The organism is Clostridium sp. AF19-22AC, assembly GCF_003479085.1.
Classification (GTDB): domain Bacteria; phylum Bacillota; class Clostridia; order Lachnospirales; family Lachnospiraceae; genus Faecalicatena_A; species Faecalicatena_A orotica.
Map to the genome: position 1 here is coordinate 21,442 of NZ_QUGN01000027.1, position 14,601 is coordinate 36,042.

16 protein-coding genes are annotated in these 14,601 nt (G+C 42.7%); 6 read left to right on the forward strand and 10 right to left on the reverse strand.

The annotated features are described in order from the left end of the window. Positions 1–21: 21 nt before the first annotated feature. The 3 genes from DWX43_RS22535 to DWX43_RS22550 all read right to left on the reverse strand — a co-directional run bounded on the left by DWX43_RS22535 (position 22) and on the right by DWX43_RS22550 (position 2,263). Positions 22–408 (reverse strand): YdcP family protein, encoded by a 387-nt coding sequence (locus tag DWX43_RS22535; RefSeq protein WP_000985015.1) that lies wholly within the window; start codon positions 406–408, stop codon positions 22–24. A gap of 15 nt (positions 409–423) precedes the next feature. Further along, positions 424–738, reverse strand: coding sequence for a YdcP family protein (locus DWX43_RS22540; RefSeq protein ID WP_000420682.1), 315 nt, complete (start codon positions 736–738; stop codon positions 424–426). A 328-nt stretch (positions 739–1,066) separates the two neighbouring features. After that, complete coding sequence (locus tag DWX43_RS22550; protein ID WP_118621944.1) at positions 1,067–2,263, reverse strand: ATP-binding protein; 1,197 nt, start codon at positions 2,261–2,263, stop codon at positions 1,067–1,069. Between the two features lie 223 nt (positions 2,264–2,486). Between DWX43_RS22550 and DWX43_RS22555 the strand changes: the two genes are divergently transcribed. The 5 genes from DWX43_RS22555 to DWX43_RS22575 are packed head-to-tail and all read left to right on the forward strand — an operon-like array spanning position 2,487 to position 5,040. Beyond that, the gene (locus DWX43_RS22555) at positions 2,487–2,963 is read left to right on the forward strand and encodes a GNAT family N-acetyltransferase (protein WP_118621946.1); all 477 of its coding nucleotides are present in this window, start codon (positions 2,487–2,489) and stop codon (positions 2,961–2,963) included. After that, positions 2,953–3,303, forward strand: a complete 351-nt coding sequence (locus DWX43_RS22560; RefSeq protein ID WP_118621948.1) for a DUF2200 domain-containing protein — start codon at positions 2,953–2,955, stop codon at positions 3,301–3,303. The genes DWX43_RS22555 and DWX43_RS22560 overlap by 11 nt, the downstream gene beginning before the upstream one ends. Before the next feature lie 51 nt (positions 3,304–3,354). Beyond that, entirely contained in the window at positions 3,355–4,035 is a 681-nt protein-coding gene (locus DWX43_RS22565) for a phage head-tail adapter protein (protein ID WP_118621950.1), read from the forward strand. Between the two features lie 25 nt (positions 4,036–4,060). Further along, positions 4,061–4,588 carry a GNAT family N-acetyltransferase gene (locus tag DWX43_RS22570; protein WP_118621952.1) on the forward strand — a complete coding sequence of 176 codons (528 nt, stop codon included), beginning with the start codon at positions 4,061–4,063 and terminating at the stop codon, positions 4,586–4,588. After that, on the forward strand, positions 4,588–5,040 hold the full coding sequence (locus DWX43_RS22575) for a GNAT family N-acetyltransferase (protein ID WP_118621954.1): 453 nt from the start codon (positions 4,588–4,590) through the stop codon (positions 5,038–5,040). Before DWX43_RS22570 ends, DWX43_RS22575 begins: the two co-directional genes overlap by 1 nt. 121 nt (positions 5,041–5,161) lie before the next feature. Here DWX43_RS22575 and DWX43_RS22580 read toward each other — a convergent pair whose 3' ends face one another. From DWX43_RS22580 to DWX43_RS22590, 3 genes are all read right to left on the reverse strand, one after another. Then, positions 5,162–5,854: a hypothetical protein gene (locus DWX43_RS22580; protein WP_118621956.1), complete on the reverse strand. Its 693-nt coding sequence runs from the start codon at positions 5,852–5,854 to the stop codon at positions 5,162–5,164. Between the two features lies 1 nt (position 5,855). Next, a complete protein-coding gene (locus tag DWX43_RS22585) occupies positions 5,856–6,578 on the reverse strand; it encodes a DUF5058 family protein (RefSeq protein ID WP_118621958.1) in 723 nt (240 codons plus the stop codon). Positions 6,579–6,639: 61 nt separating this feature from the next. Further along, positions 6,640–8,061: a M20 family metallopeptidase gene (locus DWX43_RS22590; protein WP_118621960.1), complete on the reverse strand. Its 1,422-nt coding sequence runs from the start codon at positions 8,059–8,061 to the stop codon at positions 6,640–6,642. 240 nt (positions 8,062–8,301) lie between these two features. Between DWX43_RS22590 and DWX43_RS22595 the strand changes: the two genes are divergently transcribed. After that, positions 8,302–9,216, forward strand: a complete 915-nt coding sequence (locus DWX43_RS22595) for a LysR family transcriptional regulator (protein ID WP_118621962.1) — start codon at positions 8,302–8,304, stop codon at positions 9,214–9,216. Positions 9,217–9,273: 57 nt separating this feature from the next. Here DWX43_RS22595 and DWX43_RS22600 read toward each other — a convergent pair whose 3' ends face one another. From DWX43_RS22600 to DWX43_RS22615, 4 genes are all read right to left on the reverse strand, one after another. Next, complete coding sequence (locus DWX43_RS22600) at positions 9,274–10,362, reverse strand: sugar kinase (RefSeq protein WP_118621964.1); 1,089 nt, start codon at positions 10,360–10,362, stop codon at positions 9,274–9,276. A 39-nt stretch (positions 10,363–10,401) separates the two neighbouring features. Continuing rightward, a complete protein-coding gene (gene ilvD / locus DWX43_RS22605; protein WP_118621966.1) occupies positions 10,402–12,147 on the reverse strand; it encodes a dihydroxy-acid dehydratase in 1,746 nt (581 codons plus the stop codon). Positions 12,148–12,217: 70 nt separating this feature from the next. After that, a complete protein-coding gene (locus DWX43_RS22610; protein WP_118621968.1) occupies positions 12,218–13,591 on the reverse strand; it encodes a gluconate:H+ symporter in 1,374 nt (457 codons plus the stop codon). 287 nt (positions 13,592–13,878) lie between these two features. Beyond that, positions 13,879–14,580, reverse strand: a complete 702-nt coding sequence (locus tag DWX43_RS22615; protein ID WP_118621970.1) for a FadR/GntR family transcriptional regulator — start codon at positions 14,578–14,580, stop codon at positions 13,879–13,881. Positions 14,581–14,601 lie beyond the last annotated feature (21 nt).

Consider the following 14,601-nt stretch of genomic DNA (forward strand, 5'->3'; position numbering starts at 1 on the left):
AGTCTCCTTTCTACCTAGCGACTATTTGTCTTGTGTCGGTTCTTTCTTTGCTTGTGGTTGAGCTTTGAATGAACTAGAATCCTTTGTCAGCACAATATCGTCTGCCTTGATATACCAGTCAACATCTGCTCCTTGATAGGTGGCAGTAGCAACGGTGTCCGCAATGGGATTGATAAGTTCCACCCGTGCGTTATAATCAAACTCTTTCAAAGGCACGCTGGCAGGAATACTTACTTGAATCATGCGTCCTTGTCCTTTGGATTTTAAGTCATAGGTACGTTCCTTGATTTCATCTGAAACCGACCCGTCTTCATTTTGGATTCTCACTTCACGACGTAGAGCAGAGAATTTCAATTCTCCAAAAGTCGTGTCTTTATCTAATACAATGCCATTTGCTAATCTCATCATTTTTCCTCTCTTTCTTTATTCTTTTATCATGTCGTCAGCATGTAAAAGGTAATTTGTAAAACCACGAGTGCCGATTTTGTAGCCCTCTGCGGTAATACGTGGATTGACTAACTTCACACGTTCCTCAAAGCCGAAATGTTTTTCGCCAGCTTCAGCAGGAAGCACCACCACAATATCATCTGCTCTTTGAACATCAGAATAGAGATTATAGCTTCTTGATAAGACAGTTAGCCGTCCGTTGATTCTTCGCTGAACGACTTTATCCTCGCCAGCAAATTCTAAATTGCCGAATGTTTTTTCCATGTTGGGAATCACAAATTTAAGTTCCATATTTTTACCTATCCTTTCTTTTTTATTGGCTGAATGAATGTTTGATGGTCTTAAAGAGTGGGGAACGACCTTTTGATTCTTGATTTTTTGTTTTCATAAGTTCACTTCCTTTCAAAATCGGGTAAAAAAATAGACACCTCATTTTTTGAAGTGTCTACCTATTAAATATTCAAATTTTATTGGAAGTATCTTTATATCTTCACTTTTCAAGGATAAATCGTCGTATCAAAGCTCATTCATAAGTAGTAAATTAGTAGTAAATTGAGTGGTTTTGACCTTGATAAAGTGTGATAAGTCCAGTTTTTATGCGGATAACTAGATTTTTATGCTATTTTTTACATAGCAAAAACTGTGAAAGATGTACGATCTTTACTCCATTAACATTTCCCGCAGCAAATTCATCCAATGTTACTACATATTTGGGATAATGGTCCTTTATCTCAAGAAGATTTGCAACTTCACGGTCAGATTCCTCTGGAAGTCTGCGGCATACCTGCACATAAACACGATCATCACGCTTAACTGCTACAAAGTCAACTTCTTTTTTTTCGTTTTTGCCTACATATACTTCATATCCTTTTCTTCGCAGCTCAAAATACACGATATTTTCAAGCATGGCTGCAATTGATTTCGGGTTAAAACTCATGATGCTGTATTTCAGAGCAGCATCGGCAAGGTAAAATTTCTCCTGTGTCTTCAGTACTAACTTACCCTGTAAATCATATCTTGGACAGCGGTAAATGACAAAAGCTTTCTCAAGCCACTCTAAATAATTGTATACAGTTTCAACAGATAGAGCACGGCCTTCATTTTTTAGAAACTTAACAATGACGTTTGCTGAAAAGGTTTTGCCCACGTTCTCCACAATATACCTTACGACCCGGTTAAACAAATCAAAGTTCTTTACCTGATGCCGCCTGGTAATGTCGCTGCTAATCACAGAAGTATAAATGCCTTCCACAATTTGATATGAGGACCGTTCATCAAAGTTACCCAGAGCAACAATGGGAAAACCACCCATGCGGATGTATTCATTCAGCAGCTCTTTTTCAGAGAGCCTGCTGTTTTTCTTAAATGCAAGATACTCGGCAAAAGACAAGGTGTAAACAGGAATGGAGATGTATCTGCCTGTAAGATAGGTGGATATTTCACTGGACATCAGTTTGGAGTTTGAACCTGTAACATATATATCTGTGTCCGCATCCTCAAGGAGGCTGTTAATTGCCTTTTCCCAGCCGTCTACCTCCTGTACTTCATCAAGCAGGAGATAATACCGGCCAACATCGGACATCTTCTCTTTTATGCCTTGATACATTTCTTTAGCGGTCATTCCATCATCAAAGTTTTCCGAGGTATAGCGCAAACTGATAATATGATCTGATGGGGTGCCGCTTTCCAACAGATCTTTTCTAAGCATTTCTAGTATAGTAAATTTACCACAACGCCGTATTCCTGAAAGTATTTTTACAAGCGGCACATCACGGTAGGTTCTAAGGATATCTAAATATCTTGGTCTAATAATCATGGCATAGCCCTCCCTTTAATAACATATCTAAAAATTATATAATCTTCAATAGTATTTACTTAGAGTTAGAAAAAACTATAATTCCTTATATAGCTTTTTGAGTTATAAATTATATGGTTTTTTTCTGGCTTTCAGCTATAATAGAATTATTAGACCATAGGGCAGCAATTTTGTTCAACACCAGTTTGACAGATACAAATTTACTATTATGGAGGACAAAGAAATGTTAATCAGAGAATATCTCCCTTCGGATTGCATGGAAATAACAGAACTTTTTTACAATACAGTTCACATAGTTAATAGCAAAGATTATACGAAAGAACAAGTAAATGTCTGGGCACCCGGACAGGCAGATCTAGAAAAATGGAACCTGTCACTTCAGGAACATTATAGTATTGTCGCGGTTGAAGGAGAAACCATTGTCGGCTTTGGAGATATAGATAACACAGGTTACCTTGACCGTCTATATGTGCATGCAGATTACCAGAGAAAAGGGATTGCCACCGCCCTGTGCAATCAGTTGGAACAGACTGTCCAAGAGAAAATTGTCACCCATGCTTCTATTACTGCAAGACCTTTTTTTGAAAACAGAGGATATAAAGTTATAAAAGAACAGCAGGTAGAACGGCAGGGAATTTATCTTACAAATTTTGTTATGGAAAAAACAGATAAAGGAGTACACAGCTATTATGGAAAATAAAAAAGTCTTTGCAATGAAGTTTTCTGACATATACCCTCTGCTTGTTGCAAAAGCAGAGCGGAAAAACCGCACAAAACAGGAAGTAAATGAGATTATCTGCTGGCTTACAGGTTATACAGAAAAAGAATTACAGTCCCAGCTTGATAAAGAAGCTGATTACAGTACTTTTTTCAACGAGGCACCGCAAATAAACCCTCATTGTAAGCAGATCAAAGGAACAATATGCGGCTATAGAGTCGAAGATATTGAAGATCCATTGATGCAGAAAATCAGATATCTGGATAAACTCATTGATGAATTAGCTAAAGGAAAGGCAATGGAAAAGATTTTAAGAAAATAAAAAACAGCACTTAATACTATTTATCATGTTAAGGCTTATGGAGGTCTTCTGTTGAATAAAGAATGGTCAGAATTAAATAGAACAATGCAGACACAGATCAAAAAAGATGCTTCTTTTCATGAGGGAATAGAAACTCTTTTGAAGCTGCGTCAGCAATTAGTTGATACATTGTATCAGCTCAAAGATGAATTGAACAGAAAAGATTTTAATGCAATCCCTTTTATAAATGCAGGTGGCTATCATAGTAAGACAATTGCTTATTCAATATGGCATATCTTTCGAATAGAAGATATCGTTGCACATACCCTCATCTGCCAGGACGAACAAATTTTCTTTTCAGGTGAATACCAGAAATACATAGGTTCTCCCATAATCACAACCGGAAACGAACTTGTAAAACAGCAGATTGTAGAATTTTCAGAAGCCTTAAATTTAGAGGAATTATATCGTTATGCTACATTAGTAAAAAATAGTACAGATACTATATTAGAAAACCTTTCTTTTACAGATTTAAAACGTAAGATGACCGATACCGATAAAGAACGCTTAATATCATTAAACGTTGTAAGTGAGGACGAAGAAGTACGCTGGCTGATTGATTACTGGTGTGGAAAAGACGTCAGAGGATTAATACAGATGCCTTTTTCCAGACACTGGATAATGCATATAGAAGCATGTCTGCGTATTTGCAAAGGTATAAAACAAAAAAGAGGTTCACAAAGACAGGAATAACCTTTAAAACGAATAGGAGATAATTATGAATTGTATCATCAGAGAATGGAAAATTGAAGATAAACATAAACTTTCTGAATTGTTGAATAATAAAAAAATTCAGAACAATTTGCGTGATGGATTACCCTATCCGTATACCGCAGATGACGCAGAAGAATATATTGTATCCATGCTTTCTGCAGATAAGACTAAAACATTCGCATTTGCGATTACCGTAAACGATATAGCAATTGGCAGTATCGGAGTATTTCGATGCGGCAATATTCATTCCCGGACTGCCGAAATGGGTTATTATGTAGGTGAACCATATTGGGGAAAAGGATTCGCAACGAGCGCAGTAAAGCAAACTTGCAAATATATATTTGACAATACTGACATTATCCGGATTTTTGCCGAACCATTTGCCTACAATACTGCTTCCTGCCATGTACTGGAAAAGGTGGGTTTTCAGTTTGAAGGAACACTACATAGCAATGCAGTTAAAAACGGGAAAATAATAGACATGAAAATGTATGCTTTAGTGAAATTTAATAGCTGTGAAGGAGATAACTAATGATTATAAAAAAAGTTACGGGCAGCAAAAAAGAATATATTGATTTACTGCTGTTGGCTGACGAGCAGGAAAGTATGATAGATAAATATCTGGAAAAAGGGGAAATGTTTGTTTTAGACGATAATGGTATAAAAGCCGAATGCGTAATAACCAAAGAAGACGATGGCGTTTATGAGCTGAAGAATATTGCCGTGTTGCCTGATCATCAGCGGAAAGGTTACGGAAAAGACCTGATTGAATATATTATTACTCATTATACAGACTTAAGTGTCCTGTATGCCGGAACAGGGGACTGCCCTTCTTCCCTTTCCTTCTACCATAGCTGCGGGTTTACAGAATCACACAGGGTAAAGAATTTTTTTACTGAAAACTATGACCATCCTATATACGAAGATGGAATACAGCTGGTTGATATGGTTTATTTGAAAAGAAAGCGAATTAATATAAAATAAGCGGCAGTCGCCAAGGTCATGTAAACATGACTTTGGCTCGTTGCTCGCGGGAATAACACAGTTCATAAAAAGGCAGCCCAAAGTGAAATCTATCCACCGTTTTATCACACCCGCAGACGTGTTATGACTCGGTTTCCTCTTCTGTCCCGGTTTTTTTTCTGTCCATGATTAGTTTCATCCCACCAATTGATAATAGGATTACTGCAACCATTACGATACTCTGAAGCTGGCCGTAACTGGAGCCCAGAACGATGGCAAATACGATGGCCAGACCAAATGGGAGGACAGCCGCCTTGAAGTTTTTTAACAATACCGGCAGTACCATCGGTCCAAGAAGTGCAGGGAACATGTTGTCAAATGCCGGTGAAATCACAGGGTTGGACAGCAGCGGCACTACCAAAGGTGCCAAAAACAGCATTCCTGCAAATACTATAATTGTAGTTACGAAAGCCGAGGTTGCAACTGCTATAATTGAGACTACCCGTCCTTTCTCACTCCCTTCTTCACACTCCATTACACGCATGGCGTTCAGTGCTGCAGGGAGCTTCATATTCTGCACATTTCCTGTCGAGGATGCCAGATATACCGCGCCCGGTCCGATTATAGGAGCCATAGCCAGCTTTTCACATAAACCTGTGATGCCAAAAATAACTCCGATCGGGGCTGAAACGGTGAGAACCTGCTTCCAGTCGAGGGTAATTCCGAATATGAGAGTAATTCCCAGAGGGACAGATATAAACAGAATCCCAACCACCAGAGTTGTTAAAATACCCAGCCTGTGAATTTTATTATTAAATTGTTCGCCGCTCTGCATATCAGATACCTCCTATCACATTTGTAACGATACAGGCCGATGCCATTCCTGCCACCATGCTGATCGCAAAAGAAAATTCTTTCAGTGGTTTCCACTTTTTCGATGCTTTTTCCAGCAGGAACATGGAGCCGGCAGAAACTATAATGGTTACTATTGCTGTAACATTTTTATAATCAACGATGTACGGTGCGGAGAATGTAGCCATCATTCCAAGAAACATAATAGAAGTCATCATCGTTGTAAACGCCATGTTTTTACTGCTTAGTGACTGCATCTTCTTGTCATATTTCTTCAGGATCAGTACTGCCAGGCTTGACAGCATGATTCCCAGAGTTACGGCCCACATAATCATGACATATGTATCCGGTGTAAAATTACCACTTGATAAACTATCGTACCCGGCCGCCGTAACTGCCATATTGGCCGACATTGTCTCATAGGTTGCCGAACCGATGACACTGAGCCTGAGCCACGGGAAAAAGCGGCCCAGCGCAGGCATCAGTATAACGTAACTGATCAGAATCGGCAGAGACGGTACAATAGAGAAAACCGAGCTGCTTTTTATGATCTTTTTTCTGTCTGCTTTATCAATTCCAATCTCCCCTGAGCGTCTCCATGCGGCCCGTAGAAACAGTGCGGACTGGATCATGACAAATATAATCACGATACCGCATAAAACTGCCATCCATCCACTGTTTGATATAAAAGAATAACTATCACCCATTATTTTCCTCCTGATTGAGCCTTTCAGGCCTGACTGTATGCCATCCGGCCCATTACTATTTTTACTGTTCTTTCAATATCGCAGGTTTCTGGCCTGCAGGTATCATACTCTCATAGGTTCTTCCGTCCATTGTTTCTGCCAGATCAGCCTTTGCTTTTTCAACGATATCCGGGGTTTCAAGAAGATTCACTGCTGTAGCCGCCAGCACCTGTGCCGCGAAAAACATTCCCTTATGGGCAATGGAACTCTTTCCCTGGGCAACAGCCTGCCATGTATGCAGTGCTGTACCTAATGCAAAACAGGCAGAACTGAAACATGCCGTAGGAATGCATTGGCTGACATCCCCCACATCATTGGATCCCTGCTTCAGGCCTACCGGGGGAAGAATCAGTTTTGACACAGGCTGACTAAGCACCGCTTCTGCTTTTTCTCCCAGAAACTTCTGTGCCGCTCCTTTGATTCTCTGGATTTCATCCGCATCTGCAAGTTCTTTGTATTTTTTTGCATAATCCATATCCTCTCCGGTATATGGAATATTAGAAAATTCATTCATATTCTTAAGAACCAGTTCGTTCAGTGTCTTATTCGGGATGAGGTCTGCATAGGCAGAACATATTTCGATATCTACATCCGTCTCTGTCATCATGGCAGCCCCCCGGGCAACTTTATTGACCCTTTCCACAAGACTGACCGTGTCTGTATTTCTTGGGGCCCTGATAGCGTACAGTACTTCTGCCTTTGCCTGCACGACATTAGGCGCATCCCCCCCGGTATTTGTAATGGCATAGTGAAGCCTGCAGTCCGTCGGGATATGTTCTCTCAAATAATTGCAGCCTACATTCATCAGCTCGACTGCATCCAGAGCACTTCTTCCCAGATGCGGCGAAGTTGCCGCATGGGCGCTTATCCCCTTGAAGGTATACTTAACCCGGGCATTCGCCAGAGATGACATAGAGCATACGTGCATCGTATATGGGTGCCATGTCAGGCAGATATCACACCCGTCGAATGCATGTCCCTTCAGCATGAATGCCTTTCCTGCTTCACCCTCCTCAGCCGGACATCCAAAATACAGGACTGTACCCCCAAGCCCGGCTTTTTCTATATAGTCTTTTACCGCAACCGCTGCCTGTACTGACCCCGTCCCCAGAAGCTGGTGCCCACAGCCGTGGCCGCAGCTGCCTGCTGTTTCTTCCTCTTTTTTCATGATATCGGCTTTCTGTGACAGCAGCGGAAGGGCATCATACTCTCCAAGAAAAGCTATGACCGGTTTACCGGAACCACAACTGGCCTTAAAGGCCGTCGGAATCCCGGCGATTCCTTCTGTAATCTCAAATCCTTCTTCCCGAAGCTTCTCCATCTGCAGCCGGCTTGACTTTTTTTCCTGAAAGGCCGGTTCCGCAAATTCCCATATCTTATCGCTGATCTCAGCAAAGATATCCTTTTTTTCCTCAATCAGGCTGCTCAAAAGTTCTTTATTCACAAAAATATCTCCTTCTCAATTGTTTTTTCAAATACTCCTGCATGGGTTTATTGCAATAAAATCTTCGCTGACTTATAATAAATGCATGAACCAGCCGGCCGGCTTTTTGCAGGTATTTCAATGCTTAATTCTATTTTATTGTGTCTTCTGCCAGAATACCAATATTTATCCGGCATGGGGGTATGCACTTTGGTTATCCCGCCCCCTGTTTATTAAACCTGTTTCGGAAAAGGAGAATTTATGAATATTCAACAGATCGAATACGCTGTGGAAGCATCCAGAACCTTATCGTTTTCGGCCGCTGCTGAGAATCTTTTCGTATCCCAGCCCAATATCAGCCGTGCCGTTTCTTCTCTTGAGGCAGAGCTCGGTTACCAGATTTTTTCGCGTACCAACCAGGGGATCGTACTCACAGAAGAAGGAGAATATTTTATCCAGCATGCAGAGATTATTGCCGAACAGCTCCGGCAGATTAAAGGAAGCCGGCTCGATAAAAACTCCAGCCGGCTAAACATTATTTCCTCTTTTAACCACACTTCATTGTCAGAGGCGTTTATCAAATTATGCAAAGAATATGAAAACTGCAAAAGACTCGATCTTTCTCTTGCATCAGGCAATGTAAAGACTGTAATTAACGAGGTTTACCTGAACAAGGCCCAGATCGGCATAACTGCATTTGATGATAAGGCAATGGGACTTTACAGAGAACTTATGGGGGCTAAAGATATCACGATGACCTTGTTAAAAAGACTTCCCATGAACATCAATCTTCGAAAAGGCCATCCCGCACTGGAGGCAGGCATCGAAAATGTGTCTCTGAATTCATTGAAAAAATACGTACATATTTCCTACGATTTTAATAGAAGAGATGAATATCCAAGCCTGTTTTATATGGATCTGATCGACACCTGCAAAAATATTTCTGTGCATGATAAAGAAACACGCCGAAAACTCGTTTCATCCACAAATGCATTCAGCGTAGGATGTGTACAGCACCCCCTGGCTGCGGATAACGAAAACTGGGTCAGTATCCCGATCGCTGACATCCGCTGCAATATCGTATATATAAAAAAGAAAAACACAAAGCTAGGTGAAGAAGCACTTCGGTACATAGAATTAGTTCAAAATGAGCTCGACTACACCAAAAGTGTATAGCCGGCCGTATCAAATACAACAGGCTATACTTTAAATTTTTCAGTAATATTTCGCAGACTAACGCTTTATATCATAATTCATGTTCATCAAATTCTGGATTACGGAGACATCATCCGTGATATTCCCATCCCCGCGGATTGTATGCTTAATTGCGCTGCTCGCAACTGCAAAGTTCACCATATCTTCCGGCTCATATCCGTTCATCATGGCATAAATCAATCCGCTGGCAAATGCATCACCCCCGCCGACGCGGTCCAGAATATGAAACGAAAACAATTTGCTCTCATATGTCTGCCCGCAGTACCACATATATGCCTTTAAGCTGTTCTCGCTTCCACTGTATGCATAACGTACATGGCGGGCAATACATTTAAGGTTTGGATAGCGCTCGGCAAACACCTGAAAGACTGCCTCCTGCTGCCAAAAATCTGGTTGAAAGGGAATCTCATCCTTGACGTCTCCTTTTTCATGATTGCTCTCATCTATCCACAGGTGGTACGGCTCAATCCCGAGCAGAACATCCACATAAGGCAGACAGTCAGTGCAGAAATCTCTGGCTTCCTCCCATGACCACAGAGTACTGCGGAAGTTACCGTCATAGCTGACGGTAATTCCTTTTTTCTTTGCTGTTTTTAAACAGTCTGACACCAGTTTCCTGCAGTTTTCACCGAGGGCAGAGGTAATACCGCTTAAATGAAGCCACGTAAAACCATCCAGCAATGCATCTAAATCAATTTCACTGAAATCATATTCTGTAATGGCACTGTTTTTCCGGTCATAGGTTACTTTACTTGGACGGATCCCATACCCATTTTCCAAATAATATGTACCCAGCCGGTGTGTCGGTGTCTCCTCAGGTGTGCTTAAAATCATGGGGGTACAGTTGACATCATTGCTTCTCAGCATTCTGACCGCACTTTTTCCGAGGCTGTTATTGGGAACTACAGAGAAAAAAGTACTGTCTATACCAAGATTTGCAAGGGCCAGGGCGATATTCGCCTCACTTCCCCCATAACTTGCTTCGAAGTTTGCCGCCATTCGGATTTTCCCATAATCAGGCGGTGTCAGGCGCAGCAAAATCTCGCCGATCGTGATAAACCTGTGGCGGTTTTCCCTTTCTCCGGTTAATGAATTATTGTATTCCATAGGACTTCCTCCTCTGCGGTCTTTCCGCTTTTTTGTCTCTTAATATTCCAGATATGCACCTTTCATCGGGCTTGCCGCATGCTCACTGAACATACGGAGTACTCCTTTTTTGTACTTCGGTACACGGGGTTTCCAGTTTTCACGGCGCTGCTTTAATACAGCATCTATTTCCGCCATACTCTTTGGTACGCCCGCGATTCCTACGATATTCAGCTTCCGTCCGGCTATATCGATTTCAATCAGATCTCCTTCTTCTACAAGTGCAATCGGGCCTCCGTCGACCGCTTCCGGGCTGCAGTGTCCGATCACCGGTCCCGTGGAGGCGCCGGAGAACCGCCCGTCTGTAATCAGTGCAATGCTTTTTCCGAGTTCTTTGTCACTGCTGATAGCCTCCGATGTGTAGAACATTTCCGGCATTCCGCTTCCCTTTGGCCCTTCGTAGCGGATAAAAACAGCGTCTCCTTTTTGAACTTTATGCTTAAGAACTGCATCCAGACATTCCTCTTCACTGTCAAATGGCCTTGCCTTTAAAACAGCTGTAAACATTTCTTTCGGACACGCTGTATGCTTGATGACAGCACCCTCCGGTGCCAGATTGCCTCTTAAGACAGCAATACTGCCATCCGTACCAAGAGCTTCATTATAAGGACGGATTATGTCCTCCTTTTTCAGTGATACCTGATAACGCCGGTTAAAGTCAGCGAGCCATTTCCCGCATCTCTCATAGAACCCGTTTTTCTTTAATTCATTGAGATTTTCACCCAATGTTTTTCCTGTAACAGTCATCACATCCAAATGCAGATGTTCCTGAATCTCTTCCATGATAGCCGGCACCCCTCCTGCATAGTAGAAGACCTCTGCCGGCCAGCGCCCTGCCGGGCGCACATCCAGAAGATAGCGGGCATTTCTGTGAAGACGGTCGAAAGTATCGCCTGTAATCTCAATTCCAAATTCATGGGCAATGGCAGGGATATGCAGAAGACAGTTCGTGCTCCCGGAAACAGCCGCATGGACGAGAATCGCATTTTCAAAGCTCTCCATTGTGACAATATCGCTGGGACGCATGTCCGGCATAGATGCAAGCCGCACCGCCTGTTCGCCTGCTTCTCTTGCAAAAGCCAGAAGGTCCGGGCTGGATGCCGGCATAAGCGCACTCCCCGGCAGTGCCAGTCCCAGAGCCTCTGCCATAATCTGCATGGTAGAAGCCGTTCCAATAAACGAACAGGCCCCGCAGCCGGGGCAGGCATTGCATTTTGCCCAGTCTAGTTTTTCTTTATCGATCTCACCTCTCTGGTACTTTGCACTGTACATTCCAAGCTGTTCCAGAGTCAGCATTTCCGGTCCGGCATTCATCGTCCCCCCCGGAACTACCACAGACGGGATGTTTACTCTTGCCAGTCCCATCAGATTTCCGGGCATCCCCTTATCGCAGCTTGCCAGATAAACACCGGCATCGAAAGGCGTGGCGTTGGCATGGATTTCAATCATATTGGCGATCATCTCACGGCTTACCAGACTATAGTTGATACCATCCGTCCCCTGACTCTCCCCGTCACAAATATCCGTGCAGTAATACCGGGCGCCGAATCCTCCGGCTTTTGCAACACCTTTTTGCACTTCTTCCACCAGCGTGTCCAGATGTCCGCTTCCCGGGTGGCTGTCCCCAAAAGTGCTCTCTATCATCACCTGTGTCTTTTCTAAATCTTCCGGCTTCCATCCGGTCCCGATCCTGAGAGGGTCAAGTTCCGGTGCCAGTTTCCGCATTTCCTGACTTTTCAATTTCATAGTAATCTCCTCATCTTTCTATATAATTTATTTTAACTCATATAATTTTTTGACAGACTGCTTCTCATGTTTATGCCACTACAAACCAGACAATTGTAGCTCCAATAATTCCCACAGCCCCTACTAAAGTCTCCATGACAGTCCATGTTTTCAGATTTGTTTTTTCATCCACCTCAAAAAGCGACTTGGAGAGCCAGAATCCTGAATCGTTCACATGACTGAATGCCGTCGCTCCGGCCGCAACCGCAATTGTAATAGTTGCAAGCTGAATCTGGGACAATTCCGCAATCGCGGGCATTGATGCCATAATCCCCGCTGCCATAGTCATAGAAACGGTTGCCGAACCGACAGAAATTCTTACAACTGCCGCCACTAAAAATGCGACAATCACCAACGGCAGCGGCAGGCCCCCGACAAAGTTCCCGAACACTTCACCAATGCCTGAATTTTGCAGAATAAACCTTAACATACCGCCGCCTGAAATCAAAAGAATGATGTTGCCGCAGGAATGCAGGGAGTTTGTCATAACAGAAGTAATATCTTTTATGCTGAACCCTCCACGGATTCCGAGAAAATACATCCCGCAGATTGTTGACAAAAGCAGCGCAATAACAGGTGTCCCTAAGAACTCTAATACAGGCTGGGCGGGTGCCAGTAACGGTATAATGGATGAAAGTGTATTTAAAATAATCAGGAATAACGGAAGCAGGATGATACAGACAATCAGTATAAAACTCGGCGGTTTTACGTTTTCTTTTTTCTTTTCCTGCGCCTCCCTTTCATTTTCAAGGTAAGAACTCGGAACAGCACAGTCAAACTTCCTGCCTGCAAATTTTCCGAATATGGGGCCTGCAATAATCATTGCCGGTATTCCCACAATAATGCCTAAAATAATGACATAACTTAACTCCACATTGAGCATCTCCGCCACCAGAACCGGACCCGGTGTCGGGGGGACAAATGCATGGCCGATTGCCAGACCCGCTAATAACGGGATTGAATAATGAAAGACCGACTTCTGCGTCTTACGTGCGATACCAAATGCAACAGGAATCAAAATTAATAATCCTGATTCAAAAAATACCGGCATTCCCACGATCAGCCCGGTAACACCAAGAGCCCATGAAGCCTTTTCCTCTCCGAATTTATTCAGGAGCGTGTCCGCAATTACCTCCACCCCGCCGGATACCTGCAGGATCGCACCGAACATAGAACCCAGGCCAATTAAAATAGCTATTGTCTGGAGCGTGGTCCCGACACCTTCTGCAAGCGTATCCGTAATCATTGTAAATGGCATACCAACCGCCAAACCAATAATCAATGCTGAAGTCATTATTGCAATAAACGGCTGAATCTTTACTTTAATAATCAGAAAAAGCAGCACAGCAAAGCCAATCAATGCACCTATAATCAATCTTTCTGAAGATGCTGTAAATTCAATCATAATGTTTCCTCCCAAACTCATTCTATACCCGAAATATGCGCATACCAACACACCGGCACATTCCTTATTTCTCTTTGCTCTATAACATATGACGTCTTATGTTTTTGTAATTTCATTATAATATTTAACTTAAAAACCGCAATACATCTGATGTATTTATTCCTATTTCCACTTAACGCACAAAAACAAGCGGGCATACGTAACAATATTCCCGCTTGTTCTGTACATTTTTCCTATATGTTTTTATTAAATGTCATTCCAGCCCCAAATACATCTGATGTATTTTTCTAATTCCGTTCCTCCAGCAGTTTCATGATTGCCTGACGGTTATAAGTCAGATGCGTAATCATCGCACACTTTGCGCCTACAGAGTCTCTGTTCAGAATAGCTTCTGTAATCGCCCGGTGTGTTTTTATTGTCTCCTCCATCAAAAGGCGGTGGGTGACGTTCGCAAAAGTCAGCACTGCCGTATTAATAACCGGAACCAGAAGCTCGACCACCTGATTCTTACTGCATCTTGCAATGCAGGTATGGAATTCTATATCTTTGTTAATATGTTCTGTTCCACTCACATAGAGTCTTTCGGTTTCTTCACACAGCCGTTTTAACGTTTTTAATTCCCCGTCCGTGGCATTCTTACAGGCAAGTCCGGCGATTTCCGGTTCTATCATCAAACGAACTTCAAAAAGCTGCAGGGCAAGCTCATACTTATCCTCTATCTGGTCCAAACCAAGTGGGTCTTCCCGCTGGGAGATCGTGCTAATCACATATGTACCGGCTCCCTGCCTCACTTCCAGAATACCTCTTGATACAAGCCCTTTCACCGCTTCACGGATGGTGCTCCTGCCTACACCAAACATCCCGGCAAGTTCAAATTCATTCGGTAACCTCTGTCCGACATTTACCGGTTCATTTAAAATGTACTGCATTAACCTGTCTTCAATCTGGTCGCCTAAAGGCTTTTTGTTAGATCTGTCAAAATTATACATATATCTGCTGCTCCGTTCTCG

Excerpts from the sequence above, each read along its gene's own strand:
- DWX43_RS22615 (WP_118621970.1), bottom strand. The coding sequence starts at position 14,580 with ATGTATAATTTTGACAGATCTAACAAAAAGCCTTTAGGCGACCAGATT.
- DWX43_RS22595 (WP_118621962.1), top strand. The coding sequence starts at position 8,302 with ATGAATATTCAACAGATCGAATACGCTGTGGAAGCATCCAGAACCTTA.
- DWX43_RS22580 (WP_118621956.1), bottom strand. The coding sequence starts at position 5,854 with ATGCAGAGCGGCGAACAATTTAATAATAAAATTCACAGGCTGGGTATT.
- DWX43_RS22600 (WP_118621964.1), bottom strand. The coding sequence starts at position 10,362 with ATGGAATACAATAATTCATTAACCGGAGAAAGGGAAAACCGCCACAGG.
- DWX43_RS22555 (WP_118621946.1), top strand. The coding sequence starts at position 2,487 with ATGTTAATCAGAGAATATCTCCCTTCGGATTGCATGGAAATAACAGAA.
- DWX43_RS22560 (WP_118621948.1), top strand. The coding sequence starts at position 2,953 with ATGGAAAATAAAAAAGTCTTTGCAATGAAGTTTTCTGACATATACCCT.
- DWX43_RS22550 (WP_118621944.1), bottom strand. The coding sequence starts at position 2,263 with ATGATTATTAGACCAAGATATTTAGATATCCTTAGAACCTACCGTGAT.
- DWX43_RS22540 (WP_000420682.1), bottom strand. The coding sequence starts at position 738 with ATGGAACTTAAATTTGTGATTCCCAACATGGAAAAAACATTCGGCAAT.
- DWX43_RS22585 (WP_118621958.1), bottom strand. The coding sequence starts at position 6,578 with ATGGGTGATAGTTATTCTTTTATATCAAACAGTGGATGGATGGCAGTT.
- DWX43_RS22575 (WP_118621954.1), top strand. The coding sequence starts at position 4,588 with ATGATTATAAAAAAAGTTACGGGCAGCAAAAAAGAATATATTGATTTA.
- ilvD (WP_118621966.1), bottom strand. The coding sequence starts at position 12,147 with ATGAAATTGAAAAGTCAGGAAATGCGGAAACTGGCACCGGAACTTGAC.
- DWX43_RS22570 (WP_118621952.1), top strand. The coding sequence starts at position 4,061 with ATGAATTGTATCATCAGAGAATGGAAAATTGAAGATAAACATAAACTT.
- DWX43_RS22535 (WP_000985015.1), bottom strand. The coding sequence starts at position 408 with ATGATGAGATTAGCAAATGGCATTGTATTAGATAAAGACACGACTTTT.
- DWX43_RS22610 (WP_118621968.1), bottom strand. The coding sequence starts at position 13,591 with ATGATTGAATTTACAGCATCTTCAGAAAGATTGATTATAGGTGCATTG.